Source organism: Achromobacter spanius, from assembly GCF_029637605.1.
In the GTDB taxonomy this organism is placed as follows: domain Bacteria; phylum Pseudomonadota; class Gammaproteobacteria; order Burkholderiales; family Burkholderiaceae_B; genus Achromobacter; species Achromobacter spanius_E.
The window spans coordinates 22890-44614 of sequence record NZ_CP121261.1; the positions used below are offsets into that span (position 1 = coordinate 22890).

A 21725-nucleotide genomic window follows, 5' to 3' on the forward strand; every position below is an offset into this window, starting at 1 on the left:
GGGATCGTTCAATGAATGGGGTTCGTGGCGGGAGCGGCCTGCGCGGTGTGCGCGGGCTCCGTCTGTGGCGGTGGGGTGTAGCCGCCGCCCAGCGCGTTGGCCAGGTTGGCATCAAGCTGATAGGCGCGGATACGCAGGTCGGTATCCAGGCGGGCTTGGGTCAGCACGCCGGTTTGCGCAATGAGCACCGTGATGTAGTTGCCCAGGCCGGCCTTGTAGCGGTTCACGGCCAGCTCGTAGGCGGCTTCGATGGCGGTGCGGGCTTGGCGCTGTTGGGCGCGTTCCTGCTCCAGCAGGCGCAGGCCGTCCAGCGCGTCGGCCACCTGGTGCACGGCGTCCAGCACGGTCTGGTTGTAGTCCGACACGGCCAGATCGGCGTCGGCGCGGCGCCCGGCCAGATTGGCGTTCAGTTCGCCGCCATGGAAGATGGGCAGCGTGACGGCCGGCCCAAAGCCCGCCGTGCGCGCCGCGGCGCCCAGCAGATTGCCCGTGCCCAATGCCTGGAAGCCGGCAAACGCGGTCAGGTTGACGTTGGGGTAGAACTCCGCCTTGGCGGTGTCGATGGCGCTGCGTGCGGCTTCGGCGCGCCAGCGCGAGGCCACGACGTCGGGGCGATGGCCCAGCAGGTCCAGCGGAATGGTCGTGGGCACGACGCCCGCGGGCGCGGTCAGGTCCACGGCAACCAACGATTGGCCGCGTTGCGGGCCGGCGCCTGCCAGCGCCGCGACCTGATTGCGCAACTGCGCCAGCGTCGTTTCCGTCTGCGTCAGTTCCACCTGGCCGGCAGCCAGCGACGATTCCGCCTGCTTCACTTCCACTTGCGTATCCAGGCCGGCGCTATAGCGGCCTTGCGTCAAGGACAAGACATCGGCGCGTTGCGCGATCACCCGCTTGAGCACATCGCGTTGCGCGAAGGCGTTCTGCAGGTTCAGGTAGGCGCGTACGGTGGCGCTGGCCAACACATTGCGCGCGGCTTGCGCGTCGGCGGTCGCGGCCTCGCGCTCCGACACGGCCGATTTCAGGCGTGAGCGGTTCTTGCCCCAGAAATCCAGCTCATAGCTGAAGTCCAGCGCCAGCCGGTTATCGCTGACGACGCTGCCACCCAGCGGTGCCGGGTAGATGTAGTCGGACGACAAGTGTTCGCGAGTCAGCGAGTAATCGGCGTCCACGCGGGGCAGAAGCGGCGCGCGGGCAGTGCTGACGGCGGCGTTGGCCTTGGCCAGGCGCGCTTGCGCGGCGCTCATCGACGGGCTGTTGGCCAGCGCTTCGTCCATCAGCGCGTCAAGCTGCGCGTCGCCGTAGCGTTGCCACCATTGCGTGTTGGGCCAGGCGGTGTCGTGACCGGTCAATCCCAACTTGGCCGCATCCAGCGCTACAACGGGTTCGGACCCGGGTTCCATCAGTGCGCAGCCGCTCAGGGCAAGCACCAATACGGTAGAAAGAAGGCGTTTCATCCTGACTGTTTGCTGAAAGTAATTGATTGATCTGTATTTGCCTAGGCAAATATTATGCCAAATAAAACCCCAGGCGCATGGGGCGTAGCTAAAACGGGGGCAGCGTCGTCAGCGCTCGGGCGCCGTGCCCGATGCCGAGCCGTTGGCGATCATGCGGCGCAGGAAGTGCATGAGCTGGGTGACTTCGTCAGCGGAAAATCCACGCAGATGGTGATTCAGCGCCCGGGCGATGGTAGGAGGAATTTCGCGGGCCTTGGCTTCGCCCAATTCGGTCAGTTCGATCTTCACGACGCGGCGGTCTTCTTGGCTGCGGCTGCGGCGCAGCAGGCCTTTGGCCTCAAGCCGGTCAAGTGCGCGAGTCATGGCGCCGGTGTCCATGTCATTCAGGCGGGCGAGTTCGGCGGGGGTGTCGGCGCGGCCGAGAAAGACCATGGCCAATGGGCGCCATTGCATGGCGGTCAGGTCCAACGGCGCCATTTCCTGGTCCAGCATCCGGGTCAGGGAGTGATAGACCAGCTTGACGAGGTAGCCCGCGTTCTCTTCCCCCATGCAACGGTGGTCGTTGCGATAGTGGATGGGGTTGTCAGCGGCGGGCGGGGCAGTTTCGGCATTCATGGGCCGAATTTTACTGCCTAGTCAGTTATTGTCAAGGCTGTGATTTTGCCACCGCTTCTACATCGACCGCACCTTTGCGCAGGCCCGACCAGACAATCGCCGCGACGATCAGCGCGGCGCCGGCAATCATGCGGGGCGTCGGTTCCTGGCTGAACAGCACCCATGCGAAGGCGATGGCGTATACCGGTTCCAGGGCAATCACCAAGCCGGCGCTGCGGGCGTTCAGACGGGTCAAACTGGACACGAACAGATAGTGCGACAGGCCCGTGCAGAAGATGCCCAGCAAGGCCAGCCAGAACCAGTCCAGCGCGGGCAGGGCGGGCAACTGGCCAACGGCGAACGGCACCATCACCAGCGCCACCACCACGTTTTGCCAGCATGCCACCTGCATCGGGTCCATGCCGGAGGCCGAGCGCCGGTTGCTCAACGCCAACAGGGCGAAGGTCAGCCCGGACAGCAGGCCCCACGCCAGACCGATGGTGCCCTGGTTGGCCAGGTCGAACGACGGCGTTACCAGGATGAGCCCGGCAGTGACCAGGCCCAGCAACATCCATTCGGCCGCGCGAATGCGTTCACGGAAGAGCAGGCCTTCGAACAGCGTGATGAAGGCGGGAAAGCTGGCGAAACCCAGCGTGGCGATGGCGATTCCGCCCACCTTCACTGAAATGAAGAACGTGACCCAATGCGCCGCCAGCAAGGCGCCGGCAAGCACCAGCACGAATAGCTGCGCGGGCGTCAACACGCCCAATAGCGGCTTGCGGCGCATGCGGGCAAAAATGCCCAGCGAGATCACCGCGAAAACGGCCCGGCCCAGCGTGATGACGGCGGCGCTGGCTTGTATCAACTCCCCGAAAACGCCGGTCAGGCCGAAAAGCACGGCGGCAATATGGATGTAGGTCAGAGCGCGATGTCGGGTCATGCCGGAGGGTGTCGATGCCAAAAAGCGATGTTTGATCGTGCAAGAGCATTGCACTGAATCTAAAATCATCGCATGAATCGTATCGCCAAGCTTTTGCCATCCTCTCTTCCGTCCGGCCGCGCGGCCGGAATCCTTATGGCAATGCTGGGCGCGGTGCTGTTTTCGGCCAAGGCGATCGTGGTCAAGTTCACCTACCGTTATGGCATCGACGCGGTCACCCTGATCGCCTTTCGCATGCTGTTTGCGATGCCGTTCTTTGCGGCGGTGGCCTGGCACCAGTCGCGCCGCGCCGCCCGCGGCGAGATCGTGACGATGACCGCCAAAGAGCGTGTCCAGGTCATCGTGCTGGGCCTGTTGGGCTACTACCTGTCCAGCTTCCTGGACTTCCTGGGCCTGCGCTATATCACCGCAAGCCTGGAACGGCTGATCCTGTTCCTGTCGCCGTCGCTGGTCGTGCTGCTGTCCGCGTTCTGGTTCAAACGCCCCATCGAGCGCCGGCAATGGCTGGCCATGGTGCTGTCGTATGCCGGTGTGGTGCTGGTGTTTGCCCACGACCTGTCCTTTGGCGGCGGGGGCGAGGTGCTGTTAGGGTCTTTGTTCGTTTTTGGCTCGGCGGCAAGCTATTCTGTCTACCTGATTTGTTCTGGCGAACTGATCAAGCGGGTCGGCCCGACGCGCTTGGTAGCCTACGCCATGCTGGTTTCTTGCGTGGCCTGCATCATCCAGTTTTTCGTGATCCACCCGCCATCGATGCTGATCCAGCCGGCGGGCGTTTACGGGTATTCGGTGGTCCACGCCACGTTGAACACCGTGGTGCCGGTCTTCATGCTGATGTGGGCGGTGTCGCTGATCGGCGCGCCCACGGCATCATTGCTGGGCATGGTGGGGCCGGTGTCCGTGCTGTTTCTGGCGTCGTGGTTCCTGGATGAGCCCATTACCTTGTGGCAGTTGGCGGGAACCGCGCTGGTGTTGACCGGCGTGTTCGCCTTGATGGGCGGCGGCGCCAGCAGGCTGGTATCCGACGCAAAGCGCGCGGCGGAACCGCCATCGCGTTAAAGCCTGGTTTTCCCGATTTATTCGCATCATTTCCATTGAAAGGAGGCCAGCATGGCCAGCAATCTCGTCAAGGCAATTCGTATTGAGCAGCACGGTGGTCCCGAAGTCCTGAAGCTGGTTGACGTGGAAGTTCCGCCGCCCGCCGCCAATGAAGTCACGATTGAGCAGCACGCCGCAGGCCTGAATTTCATCGATATCTATTTCCGCACGGGCTTGTATCCGCATCCGCTGCCGCACGGCCTGGGTTTCGAAGCCGCGGGCGTGGTCACGGCCGTGGGCGCCGACGTCAAACACCTGAAAAAGGGCGACCGTGTGGCGTATGGCCAAAGCCCCATCGGCGCCTATGCCAAGGCGCGCAACGTGCCGGCCAATCAAGTGGTCACCGTGCCCAAGGGCATCGGGTTTGACGAGGCCGCCGCGATGATGCTCAAGGGCCTGACGGTGCAGTACCTGTTCCGCCAGACCTATCGCCTGCAAGGCGGCGAGACCATTCTGTTCCATGCGGCCGCGGGCGGCGTGGGGCTGATCGCCTGCCAATGGGCCAAGGCGCTTGGCGTGAAGCTGATCGGCACCGTGTCCAGCCCGGAAAAGGCCGAACTGGCGCGCGCCAACGGCGCTTGGGAAACCATCGATTACTCGCGCGAAAACGTGGTCGAGCGTGTGCTGGAACTGACCAAGGGCAAGAAAGTGCCGGTGGTGTATGACGGCGTGGGCAAGGACACCTGGGAAACCTCGCTGGACTGCATCGAGCCGCGCGGCCTGATGGTCAGCTTTGGCAATGCGTCCGGCCCGGTGGCCGGCGTCAACCTGGCCGTGCTGAACCAGAAGGGCAGCCTGTACGTCACGCGCCCGTCGCTGGGCGTGCATGTGAACACGCTGGAAAAGCTGCAAGCCGCCTCCAAGGAAGTCTTTGACCTGGTCCTGAAGAAGAAGATCAAGGTCCGCATCGATCAGCGCTACAGCCTGGAGCAGGCCGGCGAAGCACAGACCGCGCTGGCATCGCGCAAGACCACCGGCGCCACGGTGTTGATGCTGGACTGATCCTCTGCATCTGGCGCGCGCCCCCTCGGTGGGTGCGGGTCGAGGCCGGGCAGGGCACGCAATGCGTGGCCTGCCCGGCCTTTTTATTGGATGTCCCCGTGCGCAGAATGACAAATTTCCATGCACGGCCCGACAAGCCAGCGATAAAGCCCGTTGCTATTCTGGCTCCACACTTTTCGTTGGAGCTTTCAGATGTCTTCAGCAAGCGCATGTGCCACTGCCGACCGCCCGGAACTGGCCGCCATCCGGGAATTCATGCTGATAGACGGCAAACCGGTGCACGAAGGGCAGGGCCAGCCTATCCCAGTGTATGACCCGGCCACGGGCCGCGTCATTGCCCACCAGCCCGATGCGGGTCCTGCCCAAGTGGACATGGCCGTGCAAGCCGCGCGGCGCGCTTTTGACTCCGGGCCTTGGCGCGACACGCTGCCGGCCGGCCGTGAACGTCTGCTGCTCAAGCTGGCTGACTTGCTGGAGCAGCACGGCACCGAACTGGCCCGCCTGGAAACCCTGAACAACGGCAAGTTGCTGGGCATTGCGCAGGGCCTGGAAGTGGGAGCCGGCGCGCAATGGCTGCGTTACATGGCGGGGTGGGCCACGAAGATCACGGGCGATACCCTGTCGCTGTCGATTCCTTTCCCGCCTGGCGTCCAGTACAGCGCCTATACCCTGGCGCAACCCGTGGGCGTGGTGGGCGCCATCATTCCATGGAACTTCCCGTTGCTGATGGCGGTGTGGAAGATCGCGCCCGCATTGGCGGCCGGCTGCACGGTGGTGCTCAAACCCGCCGAGGAAACCCCCTTGACCGCCTTGCGGCTGGCAGAGCTTGTGCTTGACGCGGGCTTTCCGCCCGGCGTCGTCAACGTCATCACCGGTCGTGGCGAAACGGCTGGCGCTGCGTTGGTGGCGCATCCGGGCATCGACAAGATCGCTTTCACCGGCTCTACCGAAGTGGGCAAGCTGATCGGGCGGGCCGCCATGGACGACATGAAGCGCGTGTCGCTGGAACTGGGCGGCAAGTCTCCCGTGATCGTGCTGGACGACTGCGACGTCGACCACGCCGTGCAGGGCGCCGCCGCCGCCATCTTCTTTAACCAGGGCCAAGTGTGCACGGCCGGCTCGCGCCTGTATGTGCAGCGCGGCCTTTACGACAAGGTCGTGCAGGGGCTGGCCGACGTGGCCGCCGGCATGAGCTTGGGGTCGGGTTTCGACCCGGCCACGCAGATCGGTCCGCTGATCTCGGCGCGGCACCAGCAGCGCGTCATGGACTACATCGGTCTCGGCCGGGCCGAAGGGGGGCGCGTGCTGACGGGTGGCGTGGCCGGCGAGGGCGAAGGCTACTTCGTGCGGCCCACGGTATTCGCGGACGTGCCGCAACAGGCCCGTATCGCGCAGGAAGAAATTTTCGGGCCTGTCGTCGTGGCGCAGCCCTTCGACAGCCTGGACGACGCCGTGCGCCTGGCCAATGACAGCGCCTTCGGCCTGGGCGCCAGCATCTGGAGCAACGACCTGACCCGCGTCCAGCGCCTGATCCCGCGCATCGACGCGGGCACGGTCTGGGTCAACACCCACAACATGCTGGACCCGAACATGCCGTTTGGCGGCTTCAAGCAATCTGGCGTCGGCCGCGAACATGGCCGAGCCGTGCTTGAGATGTATCTAGAGAAGAAGTCTGTTTGCATCGCGTACTAGCAGGGCGGGCAGCGCTGACCAAGCCGGGGCATACCGGCGGCGGCGCGTTCGCGACAACCAAGGGGAAGTGGATGGCAGGCAAGACATACGGCCGCGCCCGGGTGGGCGCAGCGCTGGCGTTGGCAGGGGCGGGCGCATTACAGCCGGCTTGGGCGGGTGACCCCAGCGCGCGCGACTGGATCCCGGCACCGGTAGGCACCAATATCGTGGCGGGCTATCTGGCGGGCCTGCGCTCGTCCGGGCTGTATTCCGAAGGCAAGCGGGTCGACGATGCGTCGGTGGACGTAAACGCGCTGGTCTATCGCCAGATGCACTACCGTGATTTCTACGGCAAGACGGTGCAACTGGAATTCATCGTGCCCATGTACCGCACGTCGCTGGATCTGCCGGGCATGCCCGGCGATCATCAAACCGGCATTGGCGATGTGACGCTGGGTTCGGCAATCTGGCTCTACAACAACGAGCAGACCAAGACCTGGTTCGCCTGGGAGCCCTTCATTGTGGCGCCGGTGGGGCGCTACGACGGTTCGCGGCCCGATGTGTCGCCCGGCAAGAATCGATGGTCCACCATCCAGGACTTTTCGTTCGTCAAAGGGGTGGGCGAATCCACCTTTCTGGAAGCGATCGCCGAAGTAGAAATCTACGGACGCAACACCGATTGGTACGGCCAGACCTTGAAGAAAGACCCGTCGTTCCGCTTCTTCGCGCTGGCCTCGACCAACCTTACCCCGGACACCTACACAGGTATCCGCTACCGCTACGAAACGGGCGGACGCGAAACCGCGTCCGGGGAAACGGTGGCAACCCGGGCCCGCAATCACCAGGTGGCGCTTGAACTCACGCACCAGATCAACGACGCCAACCAGATTCAAATGCAGTACATCCACGACCTGAAGGTCGAGAACGGGCCGCGCATGCGTGGCGTGCAGCTGCGCTACGTCTACGCTTTCTAGGGAATCGGATCATGAGACCAGGAGGAATATCGATGATTGCGCGTCGAACCAGATCAAGAGCGTTGCGGGCAGGCCGCTGGGCGCTGTGCGCCGCCTTGGCAAGCGCCTCGGGCCTAGCCTGGGCAGACTTGCCCATAGAGGAACTCAAGGGTGGCACCCGCTTGCCCCCGGCCACGGCGCACCGGCTATACGTCATGGACGCGGCCTTCAACCATTTGGTCGACAGCCGGGTCAACATCTATGACGGCGATACCGGCAAATTCCTGGGGCTGGTGCCCACCTCGTTCAACGGCCACATGACGGTGTCGTCCGATGGCCGCGACATCTATGTCATGACGACCTATTACGAGAGGCTCAATCGCGGCAAGCGCACCGACGTCGTCGAAGCCTGGGACGCCGAAACGTTGACGCCCAAGTACGAAGTGCCCATTCCGCAAAAGCGCGCGCAAGCGCTGAACTACCGCAACTACCTGCGCCAAAGCACCGATGGCGAACTGCTCTTCGTGCAGAATGCCACGCCCGCCACATCGGTCACCGTGGTGGATTTGAAGACCCGCCAGTTCGCTGACGAGATCACGGCCGCGGCCGGGTGCTGGAGCGTCATCCCGCTGCCTTCGCGCCCGCGCAGTTTCACCACGATATGCGGCGATGGCGCGCTGCTGACCATCGACCTGGACGCGGCCGGCAAGCCCGCCGCCCAGCATCGCAGCCAGCCCATGTTCGACCTGGAAAAAGACCCCATCTTCACGCACACCGAGAACCTGGGCGACACCTTCTATTTCGTGTCCTACAACGGCAACGTCTACACCGCCGACTTCAGCGGCAAGGAAGTCAGTTTCGGCAAGCCATGGTCGCTGCTGGACGCCTCCGGCAAAGACCAGGGCTGGCGGCCGGGCGGCTATAACCTGCTGGCCGTCAACCGGGCGCTGAAGCGGCTGTACGTGGGCATGCATCCGAACGGCGCGGAAGGCACGCACAAGACGCCCGCCGCCGAGATCTGGGTCTATGACCTGGAATCGCGCAAGCGCGTGGCGCGTGTGCCGGGCAAAGGCGCGCTGTCGATGTCGGTGTCGCAGGACGACAAGCCGCGCCTGTTCACCATCGACGGCGGCAACGTCAGCGTCTTTGACGCCGCGCCGGCCGCACCGGTATTCAAGACCACCATCCAGGCAGCAGGCGAAACCGCGTTGCAGGTCGAGCCGCAGCCGCTCAAGGGGGCGCCATGAACGATCCTGTCCTGTTCTATGGTGCGAGCGCCGCGCTGGCCTGCGTGCTGCTGTTGGGCGCGCTGGAAAAAATGAAGGACGTGGCGGCGTTCTCGGCAGCGGTGTCGGCCTACGACATCCTGCCGTCGAGCTGGAGCGGCATGTTCGCGCGCGGCTACGTGCTGGCTGAGCTGGCAGCGGGCGTCTTGCTGCTGATCCCCGGGCAGCAAGCCGCGGGCGCTCTGTTGGCGTTGGGGGTGCTGGCCATGGCGACAGCGGCGCTTGCGTACAACCTGGCACGCGGGCATCGCGATATTGATTGCGGTTGCGGCGGGCCGGCTTCGCGCGCACCGGGCGGCGCGCAAACGGGCTTGTCTTGGTGGCTGGTGCTGCGCAACGGCGTCCTGGCGCTTTGGGCAATGCCAGCCCTTGCTTCCCAGGCGGGGCAAGCGCGCAGCCTGCAATGGGCGGATGCCGCCGCCGTGTTCGGCCTGGCGATGACCGCCGTGGGCCTGTACTTCACCGCCAATCACTTGTTGGCCTCGCATCTCAAGCTGCGGAATCTTTGAAGGAGTTTCATATGGATGCCTTGATCATTTCCAATTTTCTGCTGTGGGGCGTGGTGCTGTGCCTGGTGCTGGTCATCCTGGCGCTGTCCCGGCAGATCGGCGTGTTGTATGAGCGGGTGGCGCCGATGGGCGCGCTCACCATGGACAAAGGCCCTGCCGTGGGCGAGGCCGCGCCGCGCTTTGCCTTGCCTGATCTGCTTGGGCGCCGCATCACGATCGGTGAACGCGGCCAGCACAGCCAGTTGCTGTTTTTCCTGTCGCCAACCTGCCCTGTGTGTAAAAAGCTGCTGCCTATCCTGAAGTCGGTCGCCAACACCGAAAGCGCGTGGTTGCGCATCGTGCTGGCCAGTGACGGAGAGATGCCTGAACATCTGGCGTTCTACAAGCAGGCCGGCTTGGAGCGGTTTCCGTACGTGCTGTCGGCCGAGCTGGGCATGAAGTTCCAGATCAGCAAGCTGCCCTATGCGGTGCTGCTGGACGAAACGGGCACCTTGCGCGCCAAGGGCCTGATCAATTCCCGCGAGCAGTTGGAAAGCCTGTTCACGGCCAAGGAACTGGGCGTGGCGTCGGTGCAGGACTTCCTGGCCGCAAGCACGCTGGACGAGACCCGGATTTCCCGCAAGGAGAGCGGCAATGCACTGGCTGGATAAACTTGGAGAGCGCGCCACGCGCTCGGTTGCGCACGCCACGTCGCGTCGCAGCGTGCTGAACCGCATCGGCAAGCTGTTGGTCGGAACGGCCTTTCTGGTGCCGGTGCTGCCGGTGGCACGGTCGGCGCCCGCCGCCGGCAAGAAACCGCAAATGGACGACACGGCGTGCGATTACTGGCGCTACTGCGCGGTGGATGGCTTTTTGTGTTCGTGCTGCGGCGGCAGCATGACGTCGTGCCCGCCCGGCACCTCGCCGTCGGCAGTATCGTGGGTGGGCACTTGCCACAACCCCCTGGACGGCAAGGACTATCTCATCAGCTACAACGACTGCTGCGGCAAAACGGCGTGCGGCAAGTGCATGTGCGCGGCAGCCGAACGGGAACGTCCGGGCTACCAGATGTTCCTGCACAACGACGTGAACTGGTGCATGTCCAACGAATCGTCGATCTTCCACTGCACGACGTCGGTGATTGTGGGCTTGGCCAAACCCCAGCTCAAGGCGCCGGCCAAGCCATGAGGCCAGGCGGCAAACGGCGAATGACGGGACGTCGGTGGCCCTGGGCTGCCGGGGGCGCCGGGGGGGCCGGGATTGCCCTCCTGCTGCTTGTTGCGGGGCAGGCTGTAGCGGCGGACGATGCGTCCACGTCAGACCGCTTGCGGCAGGCCGTGCGCGCCGACTACGTGCTGCAATGCGCGGGATGCCATCGCGTGGATGGCCGCGGTAGCAACCCGCATGGCATTCCAGACTTTCGCCAGTCGGTGGGCGCGTTCGTGCATTTGCCCGCGGGCCGCGAATACCTGATCCGCGTGCCGGGCGCCGCCCATTCGCAGCTCAGCAATGCCGAGCTGGCGGCTGTGCTGAACTGGGTGCTGACGGAGTTCAGTGCCCCGCAATTGCCGGCCGATTTTGCGCCCTATACCGAAGCCGAAGTGGCGGTGGCGCGCCCGCGCCGGTACGACGACGTCGTGCCGGTGCGCCATGATCTGGCCAACAAGCTGTCGTCCATGGGCTTCACCTTGTCTGCATATTCTTACGGCAGTGACAGAAAACCCTAGTCCGGCAAGAGCTTAGGGGTTGTCACGGATATTCCCTGCCCAAGCGCGGTGCTAGAAAGAGGCAGCATCCCATTCAACGCTGTAGCTGTGCCGTGGGGCTTGCCGTTCCAGGCACAAAAGGCACGCCGTTTCGAGACGCCGGAGTCGCCATGTCATCATCCCTTTTGCACAGTCCGCCCAGGCATTTCCTGGACTGCGCCAGTTGGCAGGAAAGCATCAGCAGCACCTTCGTGCCCTTGGAAGTGTCGGCGGTGTCACCGGCGCGCTTTCGTAATAGCGTGGCGGTGGACGCACTGGGCTGGATGCACGTCAGCGAACTGCGCAGCAGCGCGCAGCGCGTGCGCCGCAGCAAGCTGCTGGCAGGGAGGTCCGAGGAAGCTGGCTACAAGGTCACGCTGCAACTGGCGGGCCGCAGCGAAATCCGCCAATCCAATCGCACGGCCCTACTGATGCCGGGGGAATGGAGCATTTACGACACCACGCGCCCCTACGAAGTTGATGTAGATGATGGCGCGCATTTTCTGGTGATGCAGGTACCGGGCAAGCATGCCGAAACCTGGCAACCCCATATGCACAACGCCGTGGCGCGCAGCTTCAGCGCCCGGCAGGGGTGCGGACGCATGGCCATGGACCTGTTGCGCGTGGCCTTGAGCGAACATGCTCATTTGTCGGAAAGCGCGGCGCGCGACGCGGCCAACGCCGTGCTGCAGATGATGGGGCTGGATATCAGCGAACGGGCCGGGGGGTTGGCCGAGCAGGATCAGGCCGGTTTGAAGCAGGCGCAGTTGCGCCGCGTGCAGCAGCATATTCTTGAAAACCTGCACGACCCGGCCCTGTCGCCGGCGTCGGCCGCGGCGGCGTTCCGGATGTCGCGCCGCTACCTGTACAACTTGTTCGCGCTGGCATCCACCACGCCAGCCGATTTCATTCTTGGCGCCCGGCTTGAGCGCTGCCGCGACGTGCTGCGCGATACGGCGCAGGCGGCGCGGCAAATTGGCGATATCGCCTACCGCTATGGGTTTTCAGACGCGGCGCGATTCAGCCATGCATTTCGCAAGCGCTTCGGGGCATCGCCATCCGAATACCGGCGCCAGGAGCGCTAGGGCTCCAAGCTTTGCGGTCCCGCCTGTCAAGGACGCAAACGCAGCGCTGTGATCAGAGCTGCTCTTCGTTGATCAGGTCTTCCTTGCCGTAGAACTTCACGCCGATGTGGATACGGTCGCGCCCTTGCGCGCGGCGGTGGCGGTTCGTGTCGCGCAGCGAATACACGCAGCCGCAGTATTCCTGCTGGTAGAAGTTTTCGCGCTTGCTGATTTCGATCATGCGGGCCGAACCGCCGCCTTTGCGCCAGTTGTAGGTCCAGTAGATCAGGTCATCGTAGCGGGCCGCCGCGCGTTCGCCGCAGCCGTTGATCTGGTTCATGTCTTTCCAGCGCGAGATGCCTAGCGAACTGGTGATGGTGTCAAAACCGTGTTCGTGTGCGTACAGCGCGGTGCGCTCAAAGCGCATGTCAAAGCAGGCGGTGCAGCGCTCGCCGCGTTCGGGGGCGTCTTCCATGCCCTTGACGCGGTCGAACCAGTTGTCCATGTCGTAGTCGGCGTCGATGAATTCGATGCCGTGCTGTTCGGCGAAGCGGATGTTTTCCTGCTTGCGGATCTCGTACTCTTTGACCGGATGGATGTTCGGGTTGTAGAAGTAGATCGCGTAGTCGATGCCGGAAGCCGTCATGGCTTCCATGACCTCGCCGGAACAGGGCGCGCAGCACGAGTGCATCAGCACTTTGCTGCGGCCGGCGGGAAGGTCAAGCTTGGGGCGGACGAGTTCGGACATGGCTGGCGTGCGGGCAAAAAGGCGGAAAACTCCTTATTTTACCGCGAGTTGGGGAGCGCCGGGCCGGGCGTCAAGCGCTGCCCCCAGCGCTGCGCCTAGCTCTGCTTCCTGGTCCGCCGGTTAGCTCTGCTTCTTAGCGCCGCCTCTTAGCCCTGCTCCGTAGCGCCGCTTCCCAGCACGGCCTCCCAGAGTTCGCGCACTGCCGCGCGTTCGGTCACCAGTTGTTCCGGCCCCACCCGCGCTTTTTCCACGCCTTGCATGCGCATTTCGTGCTGCACGCGGCGCAAGGTGCGGTAGGCGTCGGCGGCGCGCGCGGCCAGTTCGGGGGCGATCAGGCCGGCTTCGCCCGCCAGCCGCAGCAAGGTGATGTTGCCCAGGTTTTTCACGAACACGGGGTGCGTGGCCGCGTAGCAGAGCACGAGGTACTGCGTCACGAATTCCACGTCGACCATGCCGCCCCGGTCATGCTTCAGATCAAACTGCTGGCTGGTGTTGGGATGGCCGGCGTTGATTTTTTCGCGCATGGCCAGGACCTCGTCCCGCAACGCGGCGGGGTCGCGGGGCTGCACCAGAATCGCTTCGCGGATCTGCTCGAAGCGGGAGCCGACCTGGGCATCTCCCGCAGCGTGGCGGGCGCGTGTCAGCGCCTGATGTTCCCAGGCCCAGGCGTGCTTGTGCTGATATTGCTCGAAGGCCTCGACGGAAACGGCCAGCAGGCCGGCGTCGCCGTCCGGCCGCAGCCGCAGATCCACTTCGTACAGCCGGCCCGACGAGGTCATGGTGGACAGCCAGGACGTCATGCGGCGGCCAAGTTTGGCGTAGACCTCGGCGGCATCTTCACGCGGATCGTCAAACAGGAACACCAGGTCCAGGTCGGACGCATAGCCCAGTTCCTTGCCGCCCAGCTTGCCGTAGGCGATGACGGCAAAGCGCGGCGGGGCGCCGTCCACCTTGTTCACCAGCGGCCAGGCGCGGTGGATGGTTTCGGTCAGCAGCAGGTCGGCAAGCGCCGACAACTGGTCCGCCAGCTTTTCCACCGTGAGCTCGCCTTCCAGATCCTGCGCCAGCAGTTGGAAGCTGGCCTGCCGCTGCACGTCGCGCATCAGATTCATCTGCCGCTCGACGTCGGGGGCGCCATCAGGCAGGCGGCAAGCGTCCAGGTCGGCGCTGAGTTGGCGCGCGATCTGCGCAAAGTCCAGCGGTTCGAACAGCGTGCGCCAGTCGATCAGGCTGTCCAGCAGCAGCGGATGCTGCGTCAGGTACTGCGCGGCCCAGGGGCTGGCGGCCACCATCCGCGCCACGCGCGCCAGCGTATCGGGGTATTCGGCCAGCAGCGCCAGATAGGCGCTGCGTTGGACAATCTTTTCGATCAGGTCAAACAGGCGCACGGCGGCATTCAGCGGCGCCGAGGTCTGTCGAGCCGCGCGCAAGGCGGCCGGCAGCAGGGCTTCCATGCGGCGGCGGCTGCTCTCGGGCAGGCTGCGCACCCGATGGCTGCCCAGCAGCGTTTCGGTACGCCGCAGCAAATCCTGGGCCTCGTCGCCAAAGGCCTGCCGGATCTGTTCGGCAAGCTCGCAATCGCTGCCAGGCTCTTCGGCGTCGTTGCCGCCGTCGGTGGACGTGCCGGTGTCTTCCGCGTCGCCCATGCCGACCATGCGGAAGACGTTGCGGAAGGTCTGCGACACGAATTTGCGATGGGCGGCCAGCGTGCTTTCAAAGTCGTCCGGGCTCATGCCCAGCGCGGCGGCCAGTGCGGCGCGCTGGGCGGGGTCGCCCGGCAGCAGGTGGGTTTGCTCGTCTTCGCGATACTGCAAGGCATGTTCGGTGCGGCGCAGGTAGCGGTAGGCCTCTTCGAGACGGCGCGCGTCTTCCTCGGGCACCAGGCCCGCCAGGCGCTCGGCATGCAAGGCTTCCAGCAGGCCGCGCTTTTGCAGGGCGGGCATGCGGCCGCCGCGGATCAATTGGGCAAGCTGCACCACGAATTCGATTTCGCGGATGCCGCCGTCGCCCAGCTTGATGTTGTTGGCGCTGTCGATGCCGTTGCGCGCCATGGCGCGACGCTGCCAGTCCTGACGGATGCGTTCGCGCAACGCGCGCAAGGCGGCCAGCGCATCGAAGTCGAAGTACTTGCGATACACAAACGGCACGCGCAGGCTCTCCAGTTGGCGGGCTTGCGCGCTGCTATCGCTGCCTTCGAACGCCTGCGCGGGCATCAGGCGAGCCTTCAGCCAGGCATAGCGTTCCCATTCGCGGCCCTGGCCGATCAGGTAGTGTTCAAGCGCGTCCAGGCTCCAGGCGAGCGGGCCGGCGTCGCCGTCGGGGCGCAGCCGCAGGTCGGTGCGGAAGACCTGGCCGTTGGCATCCACTTCCGAAATCACCGGCATCATGCGCCGCGTCAGCCGGCCGTAGAACTCGTGGTGGCTGATGCGGCGCGGGCCATCCGTTTCGCCTTCTTCGCCATACAGCATGATGAGGTCGATGTCGGAAGACACGTTCAGCTCGCAGCCGCCCAGCTTGCCCATGCCGACGATCAGCATTTCCTGCGGCTTGCCGGTGGCGGGGTCGCGCGGCACGCCGTGCACCGCGGCCAGCTCGGCGGCCACGCTGCGGTATGCCTGCGCCACCGCGATGTCGGCCAAGGTGGTCATTGCGCCGACCACTTCTTCAAGGTCGGCCTGGCCGGACAGGTCGCGCACGATCAGTACGCTGAACACGCGCTCGCGCAATTTGCGCAGCACCATCCGGCAGGTGTCCAGCGGCAGGGTGGACGGTGCATCGGGGCCGGCCAATTCAGCTTGCCATTGGGTCATCCGGGCGGCGGTGACGGGCTGCTGCACGGCTTCCGCCAGCCAGGTGGCCAGATCGGGATGGGCGTCCAGGCGGCGGCGCAAGTGACCGGACCAGGCAAGAGCGGGGGCAAGCAAAGAGGGCGTTGACATGGCGTTGTGGCGGCAGACGAATGGGCGCGTTTCAGGTATAAGTGGGGACGATACCGCAAGACATATTCTCCTGCCCACCGATCCGTGTCTGTTTCAAAAAAAGCTCCCACGCCGCGCGCGCGATGCGTGTTCCGCTGCCTATTTTGGGCCGTGTTGATCGTTTATTGCGTGGCGGCTGCGGGGTTTCTGGGCGTGCGCTATTGGGTGCTGCCGCGCGTGGGCGAATGGCGTCCTCAGATAGAAGCGTACGTCAGCGATGCCCTGGGCGCCCGCGTCACCATCGGCGGCATCCAGGCCAGTTGGCAGGGCCTGAACCCACGGTTGGATCTTACTGCTGTCCAGGTCGTCGACCTCGACGATGCAACGCCTGTGTTGTCCCTGCCTTCCGTTTCCGCCGTGCTGGCCTGGCGCAGCGTGCTGACGCTATCGCCAAGGCTGGTGCGGTTGCAGATCGAAAAGCCCGAGCTGACCTTGCGGCGCGATGCCGCGAACCACCTGTGGGTGGCGGGGCAGAATATCGACTTGAACGCCAGCGACCATCAGTCCGATCTGGATCACCCCGCCTTGCGATGGTTGGTGCGGCAGCGCGAACTGCGGGTCAACGATGCCACGATCATCTGGCAGGATGACCTGCGCCGCGCCCCTCCGCTGCCCCTGACTGGCGTCGATTTCCTGATGCGCAACGGCAGCCTGTCGCACCGCTTTGTGCTGCGGGCGTCGGCCGGCGAGGCCCTGGCTCGCAACGTGGAAGTTCGCGGGGAATTCAACCGCAGCCTGTTCGCCGCCAACGCCTCCAACCCCGCAAACTGGAGCGGCCAGCTCTACACGGAACTGGACGATGTCGAGCCGCAGTCCTGGGCGCCATGGGTCCCGGCGCCTGTGATTGCGGGACGGATCGCCGGCCGGGCATGGCTGCAACTGGATCGTGGCAAGTTCACCGTGTTGACGGCCGATGTCGCCGTGCGAGGCGTGAACTGGGCGGCGTCCAAGGACGGGCCGGCGGTACAAGGCGCGTCGGCGCGATTTCGCGTGCAGGGGCTGCCGGGCGACTTCGTTCAGCTAGACGAGGTGCCGCTGGCGCGTAGCCCGGGCGCTGCCGACTTGTCGATCAAGGGGGCGGTGCAGCATCTGCGCGTAACGCTGCCTGGCGTGTTCCAGGAACCGACCCTGGCCGCGCGCGAACTGTCCGTGGATGCTCAGGTCAAGGGGCCGGACGCGGATCATTGGTTTGTAGACGTTGCGCAAGCGCATGTCGTGAACGACGACCTGGACGTGCGCGTACAGGGGCAATGGAAGCCGGAAGGCAAGACCGCGGCGGGTAGCGTCGACATGCGCGGCACGATGGTGCGCGGCGCGATGTCGGCCATCCATCGTTATCTGCCGCTTGAGGTGAATGCGGACGCGCGCGAATGGCTGGCGGTGGGGTTGCCAGCGGGCGAAATGCGTTCGGCCGCCGTCACGCTCAAGGGCGACCTGGATGATTTCCCCTACGCCGCGCCGGATGCCGCCGGTGAATTCGTCATTGCCGGCGAATATGCGGGCGCCAAGGTCGATTACGCACCACTGGGGCCGAGCCACAAAGGGTGGCCCATGCTGGAGAACCTGTCGGGCAATTTCCGCATCGACAAGGTAAGCCTGACGCTGGACAGCGCCGGTGGGGCCACCGCGCTGACCGGGCCCGGGCAAACGGTCAGTCTTGGTGCGGTGACGGCCACGATTCCAAACATGGATGACGGCGCCGAACTACTGCTAGATGGCGAAACGTCCGGCCCCGTTTCGGCCTATCTTGCCTTGGCGGCCAATTCCCCGTTAGGCGGGCTGCTGGACGGCGCGCTGGATGAGGCGCGCGGCACGGGCGACTGGCGCGTGCCGCTAAAGCTCAAAGTGCCGCTGTTGAACACCGACGATACCGAAGTGCAGGGCCACATCCTGTTTGCGGACAACAGCTTCACGTTCATGCCGGAAATGCCGCTGCTCAGAGACCTGCATGGCGACCTGGAATTCTCGGAGAAAGGGGTGCGCACCAAGGAAATCCGCGCGCAGTTCCTGGGCGGGCCGGTGAAGATTTTCGGCGCATTGGCACAAAATTCGGACGTCCTGCATTTCGAAGGTGCGCTGACGGGCGCTGGTTTGTCGCAACTGAGCAATGCGCCGTCCATGTCAAGGTTCTCCGGCAAGACGGACTACAAGGGCCGGCTGGGTTACCAGAAGGGCGGGTCGGTCGATATTTCGATGGAATCCAACTTGGCGGGTATGGCGATCGACATGCCCGCGCCGGTAGGCAAGGACGCCTCGTCCGCGCGCTTGTTGAAGCTGCAATGGGGCGCAGCCGAGGATCGTGGCGCGAAAGGCCGGCGCTGGCTGACGGCCAGCCTGGGCGAAGACGTAAACGCCTTGTTCGAGCGGGGCGCAAGCGGTGGCGCATCCTACTTCGATCGCGGCGCGTTGGGCATTGGCCGTCCGGCCAGCCTGCCGGATCGGGGGCTCAGCCTGAACGCCAGCCTGCCTGAACTGGATATTGATACTTGGGAAACCGTGGTGGACGGCTTCGATGCGCCGGCGGGCAAGGGCGGGGCCCGGAAAGCCTCGACCAAGCCCGTCTTTCCGCAGCCCGAGCGCATCAGCCTTGCCACCGGCTCCTTGCGCGCAAGCGGCTATACCCTGAACGACCTGACGCTGTATGCGATGCGGCCGGGTCCGTCGCAATGGCGTGTCGACATCCAATCACGCCAGGCCGCGGGGTCGTTGGAATGGCAGGAGGCCTCTGGCGCGATCGCGGGCCAGCTTACCGCCCGGATGAAGCACCTGTCGTTTGGAGGAGAGGGCGACACCAACGAGGCGGACAAGGCCCTGGCCTCTGGCAATGACCTGTCGGACATTCCCGCCATCGACCTGCAGGCCAAGGAGTTTCTTCTGTACGGCAAGAATGTGGGCGAGCTACAGGTGGTGGGAACGAACCTGGAACGCGGCCGGCAATGGCGGCTGGACAAGCTGACCATCACCAACGACGCGGCAACGCTGAACGCCACAGGCAACTGGCGCCTGGAAGGGCCGGATCGCGGCTTGAGCGTGGACGCGAACGCCAGCTTCGTGGATCTTGGCAAGTTCATGACGCGGATCGGTTTCGACGGGGTGGTGTCTGGAGGCACTGGTACGGCCCAGGGCCAGGCCACTTGGCGCAACCTGCCATGGACCCACAATATTGCGGACATCGGCGGCGAGGTCACCGTCAGTTTGGACAAGGGCCGCTTCATGCACGTAAATTCCCGCACGGCACGCCTGCTGGAACTGCTGTCCCTGCAATCTCTGCAACGGCTGGCGCGGCTGGACGTCAACCCGACCAATCTGCTGCGCGATGGCTTTCCATTCGACACCATTCGTGGCCACGTAAAGATGGCGGAGGGCAATGTGTCCACCGAGGGCTACAAGATCAATGGGCCGGTGGCGACCATCGTCCTGGCGGGCGGGGTCAACCTGATCCGTGAACGCTGGGATTTGAAGGCCGTGGTGATTCCGAACCTGGACGCCAGCGGCGCGGCCATGGTGACGGCGCTGGCGGTGAATCCGCTGATCGGCCTGGGCGCATTTGTCACGCAATGGTTGTTGAAACAGCCATTGGCGCGCGCGATGACCATGGAATATTCGGTGACGGGTAACTGGGACGATCCGCAGATCGAGCCGATTGAGGCGCCTGGCAAGGGCGTGGACACCGGCCCGGGCACCGACGCCGGCAAAGAGCCGCCCAAGCATACGCCGCGCCCCGCCAACGCTCCGGTTCGCAGCCGCATACCGGAATTCATCGAGCACTGACGGGTGCTTGGGCCTGCCGATGTGCTGGCGGCGCACCAAAAAAAAACCGCCCGAGGGCGGTTTTTTGACGTGAAGCCAGCTTACTTCTTCTTCATCATGTCGAAGAATTCGGCATTGGTCTTGGTGGCGCGCATCTTGTCCAGAATGAATTCCATGGATTGCACTTCGTCCATGTCGTGGATGAACTTGCGCAGCACCCAGACCTTTTGCAGCAGGTCGGGGGCAATCAGCAGTTCTTCGCGGCGGGTGCCCGACTTGTTCAGGTTGATGGACGGGTAGACGCGTTTCTCAGCCAGGCGACGCTCAAGGTGGACTTCGGAGTTGCCCGTGCCCTTGAATTCTTCGTAGATGACTTCGTCCATGCGGCTGCCGGTCTCGATCAGCGCCGTGCCCAGGATGGTCAGCGATCCGCCTTCTTCCAGGTTGCGGGCCGCGCCGAAGAAGCGCTTGGGGCGTTGCAGGGCGTTGGCGTCCACACCGCCGGTCAGCACCTTGCCGGAGGCCGGCACCACGGTGTTGTAGGCGCGGGCCAGACGGGTGATCGAGTCCAGCAGGATCACGACGTCTTTCTTCATTTCGACCAGGCGCTTGGCCTTTTCGATAACCATTTCAGCCACTTGCACGTGGCGGGTGGCGGGTTCGTCGAAGGTCGACGCCACCACTTCACCGCGCACCGTGCGCTGCATTTCGGTCACTTCTTCCGGGCGCTCGTCCACCAGCAGGACAATCATGACGGCGTCGGGGTAGTTGGTGGTGATGGCATGCGCAATGTGCTGCATCATCACCGTCTTGCCGGACTTGGGGCTGGCGACGATCAGGCCGCGCTGGCCCATGCCGATGGGGGCGAACACATCCAGGATACGGCCCGTCAGGTTCTCTTCGCTCTTGATGTCGCGTTCCAGACGCATCGTCCGGTTCGGGTGCAGCGGCGTCAGGTTTTCGAACATGATGCGATGCTTGATCGCTTCGGGCGCCACGCCGTTGACCTTGTCCACCTTGACCAGCGCAAAGTAGCGTTCGCCATCCTTCGGCGTGCGCACTTCACCTTCGATGGAATCGCCGGTGTGCAGGTTGAAACGGCGGATCTGCGAGGGCGAGATGTAGATGTCGTCCGTGCTGGCCAGATACGAGGTCTCGGGCGAGCGCAGGAAACCGAAGCCGTCCGGCAGGACTTCCAGGACGCCGTCGCCAAAGATCTGCTCGCCTTGCTTGGCGCGCCGTTTCATGATGGCGAACATCAGCTCCTGCTTGCGCAGGCGGTTGGCGTTCTCGATTTCCAGGCCAGCGGCCATTTCGAGCAGCTGCGAGACATGCAGCGCCTTCAGTTCATTGAGGTGCATCGCGGTGAATGTGGGGGAAAAGTAAAGGAGGGCTCTGGCGGCGCGCCACGGACGGGCTCGCGCGGTATTGAATGAGCGCCGCCTCCGGGGCGGCGCCTTTCACAGCACGCAGTTTACAACGCGCCGTCCAGGAATGCGGTGAGTTGCGACTTCGACAGCGCGCCAACTTTGGTGGCGGCGGCTTGGCCGTCTTTAAAGAGCATAAGGGTGGGGATGCCGCGGATGCCGTACTTGGTGGCGGTACCCTGGTTTTCGTCCACGTTCAGCTTCGCGATCGTCAGGCGACCTGCGTACTCGGTGGCGACTTCTTCCAGGATCGGGGCAATCATCTTGCAGGGGCCACACCAGGCAGCCCAGTAGTCCACCAGCACCGGCTGGCCGGATTTCAACACATCGGCATCGAAGCTTGCGTCACTGACGTTCTTGATTTGGTCGCTCATGATGGTGATTCTCGGTTCGGCAGCAAAAGGCGCGTAAAAAGGGACGCGCCTTGCCGTTGTTCTTGTATGTGGAATGGATTAAAGCATACCACTGTCGATAACAACAGGCACACCACTGTTAATAACAACAGGGTTTGCTGGTTTTGTGTAGGATGT

The 21725-nt window shown here is 64.3% G+C and carries 18 protein-coding genes; 11 read left to right on the forward strand and 7 right to left on the reverse strand.

The genetic code is table 11. The annotated features are described in order from the left end of the window. Window positions 1-8: 8 nt before the first annotated feature. From P8T11_RS00105 to P8T11_RS00115, 3 genes are all read right to left on the reverse strand, one after another. A complete protein-coding gene (locus tag P8T11_RS00105) occupies window positions 9-1454 on the reverse strand; it encodes an efflux transporter outer membrane subunit (RefSeq protein ID WP_268078877.1) in 1446 nt (481 codons plus the stop codon). Between the two features lie 108 nt (window positions 1455-1562). Further along, entirely contained in the window at window positions 1563-2069 is a 507-nt protein-coding gene (locus tag P8T11_RS00110; RefSeq protein WP_268078876.1) for a MarR family winged helix-turn-helix transcriptional regulator, read from the reverse strand. Window positions 2070-2100: 31 nt separating this feature from the next. After that, a complete protein-coding gene (locus P8T11_RS00115) occupies window positions 2101-2988 on the reverse strand; it encodes a DMT family transporter (RefSeq protein ID WP_268078875.1) in 888 nt (295 codons plus the stop codon). Between the two features lie 72 nt (window positions 2989-3060). On the opposite strand from P8T11_RS00115, the gene P8T11_RS00120 reads away from it, so the two are divergent. The 10 genes from P8T11_RS00120 to P8T11_RS00165 all read left to right on the forward strand — a co-directional run bounded on the left by P8T11_RS00120 (window position 3061) and on the right by P8T11_RS00165 (window position 12313). Then, the gene (locus P8T11_RS00120) at window positions 3061-4044 is read left to right on the forward strand and encodes a DMT family transporter (protein ID WP_268078874.1); all 984 of its coding nucleotides are present in this window, start codon (window positions 3061-3063) and stop codon (window positions 4042-4044) included. 51 nt (window positions 4045-4095) lie between these two features. Further along, complete coding sequence (locus P8T11_RS00125) at window positions 4096-5085, forward strand: quinone oxidoreductase family protein (protein ID WP_268078873.1); 990 nt, start codon at window positions 4096-4098, stop codon at window positions 5083-5085. A gap of 192 nt (window positions 5086-5277) precedes the next feature. Then, on the forward strand, window positions 5278-6777 hold the full coding sequence (gene styD, locus P8T11_RS00130; RefSeq protein ID WP_268078872.1) for a phenylacetaldehyde dehydrogenase StyD: 1500 nt from the start codon (window positions 5278-5280) through the stop codon (window positions 6775-6777). Between the two features lie 71 nt (window positions 6778-6848). Further along, on the forward strand, window positions 6849-7730 hold the full coding sequence (locus P8T11_RS00135) for a transporter (RefSeq protein WP_268078871.1): 882 nt from the start codon (window positions 6849-6851) through the stop codon (window positions 7728-7730). Window positions 7731-7762: 32 nt separating this feature from the next. Then, window positions 7763-8956: an amine dehydrogenase large subunit gene (locus tag P8T11_RS00140; protein WP_418910260.1), complete on the forward strand. Its 1194-nt coding sequence runs from the start codon at window positions 7763-7765 to the stop codon at window positions 8954-8956. Next, window positions 8953-9504 carry a MauE/DoxX family redox-associated membrane protein gene (locus P8T11_RS00145; protein ID WP_268078869.1) on the forward strand — a complete coding sequence of 184 codons (552 nt, stop codon included), beginning with the start codon at window positions 8953-8955 and terminating at the stop codon, window positions 9502-9504. Before P8T11_RS00140 ends, P8T11_RS00145 begins: the two co-directional genes overlap by 4 nt. A gap of 11 nt (window positions 9505-9515) precedes the next feature. After that, window positions 9516-10154 carry a methylamine dehydrogenase accessory protein MauD gene (gene mauD / locus P8T11_RS00150; protein ID WP_268078868.1) on the forward strand — a complete coding sequence of 213 codons (639 nt, stop codon included), beginning with the start codon at window positions 9516-9518 and terminating at the stop codon, window positions 10152-10154. Further along, window positions 10138-10671: a methylamine dehydrogenase light chain gene (locus P8T11_RS00155; RefSeq protein ID WP_100855044.1), complete on the forward strand. Its 534-nt coding sequence runs from the start codon at window positions 10138-10140 to the stop codon at window positions 10669-10671. Before mauD ends, P8T11_RS00155 begins: the two co-directional genes overlap by 17 nt. A gap of 20 nt (window positions 10672-10691) precedes the next feature. Next, window positions 10692-11210, forward strand: coding sequence for a c-type cytochrome (locus tag P8T11_RS00160; RefSeq protein WP_268078867.1), 519 nt, complete (start codon window positions 10692-10694; stop codon window positions 11208-11210). A 149-nt stretch (window positions 11211-11359) separates the two neighbouring features. Continuing rightward, entirely contained in the window at window positions 11360-12313 is a 954-nt protein-coding gene (locus P8T11_RS00165) for a helix-turn-helix domain-containing protein (protein WP_268078866.1), read from the forward strand. A gap of 52 nt (window positions 12314-12365) precedes the next feature. Here the strand turns inward: P8T11_RS00165 and P8T11_RS00170 are convergent, their stop codons facing one another. Beyond that, window positions 12366-13040: an epoxyqueuosine reductase QueH gene (locus tag P8T11_RS00170; RefSeq protein WP_006218530.1), complete on the reverse strand. Its 675-nt coding sequence runs from the start codon at window positions 13038-13040 to the stop codon at window positions 12366-12368. Between the two features lie 146 nt (window positions 13041-13186). After that, window positions 13187-15979 (reverse strand): bifunctional [glutamate--ammonia ligase]-adenylyl-L-tyrosine phosphorylase/[glutamate--ammonia-ligase] adenylyltransferase, encoded by a 2793-nt coding sequence (glnE, locus tag P8T11_RS00175; RefSeq protein WP_268078865.1) that lies wholly within the window; start codon window positions 15977-15979, stop codon window positions 13187-13189. 150 nt (window positions 15980-16129) lie between these two features. On the opposite strand from glnE, the gene P8T11_RS00180 reads away from it, so the two are divergent. Further along, a complete protein-coding gene (locus tag P8T11_RS00180; RefSeq protein WP_268078864.1) occupies window positions 16130-19789 on the forward strand; it encodes a YhdP family protein in 3660 nt (1219 codons plus the stop codon). Between the two features lie 80 nt (window positions 19790-19869). On the opposite strand, the gene rho is transcribed toward P8T11_RS00180, so the two are convergent. After that, window positions 19870-21129: a transcription termination factor Rho gene (gene rho, locus P8T11_RS00185; protein WP_006218533.1), complete on the reverse strand. Its 1260-nt coding sequence runs from the start codon at window positions 21127-21129 to the stop codon at window positions 19870-19872. Window positions 21130-21242: 113 nt separating this feature from the next. Then, window positions 21243-21569, reverse strand: coding sequence for a thioredoxin TrxA (gene trxA, locus P8T11_RS00190; protein WP_006218534.1), 327 nt, complete (start codon window positions 21567-21569; stop codon window positions 21243-21245). Window positions 21570-21725: the final 156 nt, after the last annotated feature.

Coding starts and splice junctions, on each gene's coding strand:
- mauD (WP_268078868.1), top strand. CDS start 9,516: ATGGATGCCTTGATCATTTCCAATTTTCTGCTGTGGGGCGTGGTGCTG.
- P8T11_RS00120 (WP_268078874.1), top strand. CDS start 3,061: ATGAATCGTATCGCCAAGCTTTTGCCATCCTCTCTTCCGTCCGGCCGC.
- P8T11_RS00155 (WP_100855044.1), top strand. CDS start 10,138: ATGCACTGGCTGGATAAACTTGGAGAGCGCGCCACGCGCTCGGTTGCG.
- P8T11_RS00160 (WP_268078867.1), top strand. CDS start 10,692: ATGACGGGACGTCGGTGGCCCTGGGCTGCCGGGGGCGCCGGGGGGGCC.
- P8T11_RS00105 (WP_268078877.1), bottom strand. CDS start 1,454: ATGAAACGCCTTCTTTCTACCGTATTGGTGCTTGCCCTGAGCGGCTGC.
- rho (WP_006218533.1), bottom strand. CDS start 21,129: ATGCACCTCAATGAACTGAAGGCGCTGCATGTCTCGCAGCTGCTCGAA.
- styD (WP_268078872.1), top strand. CDS start 5,278: ATGTCTTCAGCAAGCGCATGTGCCACTGCCGACCGCCCGGAACTGGCC.
- P8T11_RS00115 (WP_268078875.1), bottom strand. CDS start 2,988: ATGACCCGACATCGCGCTCTGACCTACATCCATATTGCCGCCGTGCTT.
- P8T11_RS00170 (WP_006218530.1), bottom strand. CDS start 13,040: ATGTCCGAACTCGTCCGCCCCAAGCTTGACCTTCCCGCCGGCCGCAGC.
- P8T11_RS00135 (WP_268078871.1), top strand. CDS start 6,849: ATGGCAGGCAAGACATACGGCCGCGCCCGGGTGGGCGCAGCGCTGGCG.
- P8T11_RS00145 (WP_268078869.1), top strand. CDS start 8,953: ATGAACGATCCTGTCCTGTTCTATGGTGCGAGCGCCGCGCTGGCCTGC.
- trxA (WP_006218534.1), bottom strand. CDS start 21,569: ATGAGCGACCAAATCAAGAACGTCAGTGACGCAAGCTTCGATGCCGAT.
- P8T11_RS00125 (WP_268078873.1), top strand. CDS start 4,096: ATGGCCAGCAATCTCGTCAAGGCAATTCGTATTGAGCAGCACGGTGGT.
- P8T11_RS00110 (WP_268078876.1), bottom strand. CDS start 2,069: ATGAATGCCGAAACTGCCCCGCCCGCCGCTGACAACCCCATCCACTAT.
- glnE (WP_268078865.1), bottom strand. CDS start 15,979: ATGTCAACGCCCTCTTTGCTTGCCCCCGCTCTTGCCTGGTCCGGTCAC.
- P8T11_RS00140 (WP_418910260.1), top strand. CDS start 7,763: ATGATTGCGCGTCGAACCAGATCAAGAGCGTTGCGGGCAGGCCGCTGG.
- P8T11_RS00165 (WP_268078866.1), top strand. CDS start 11,360: ATGTCATCATCCCTTTTGCACAGTCCGCCCAGGCATTTCCTGGACTGC.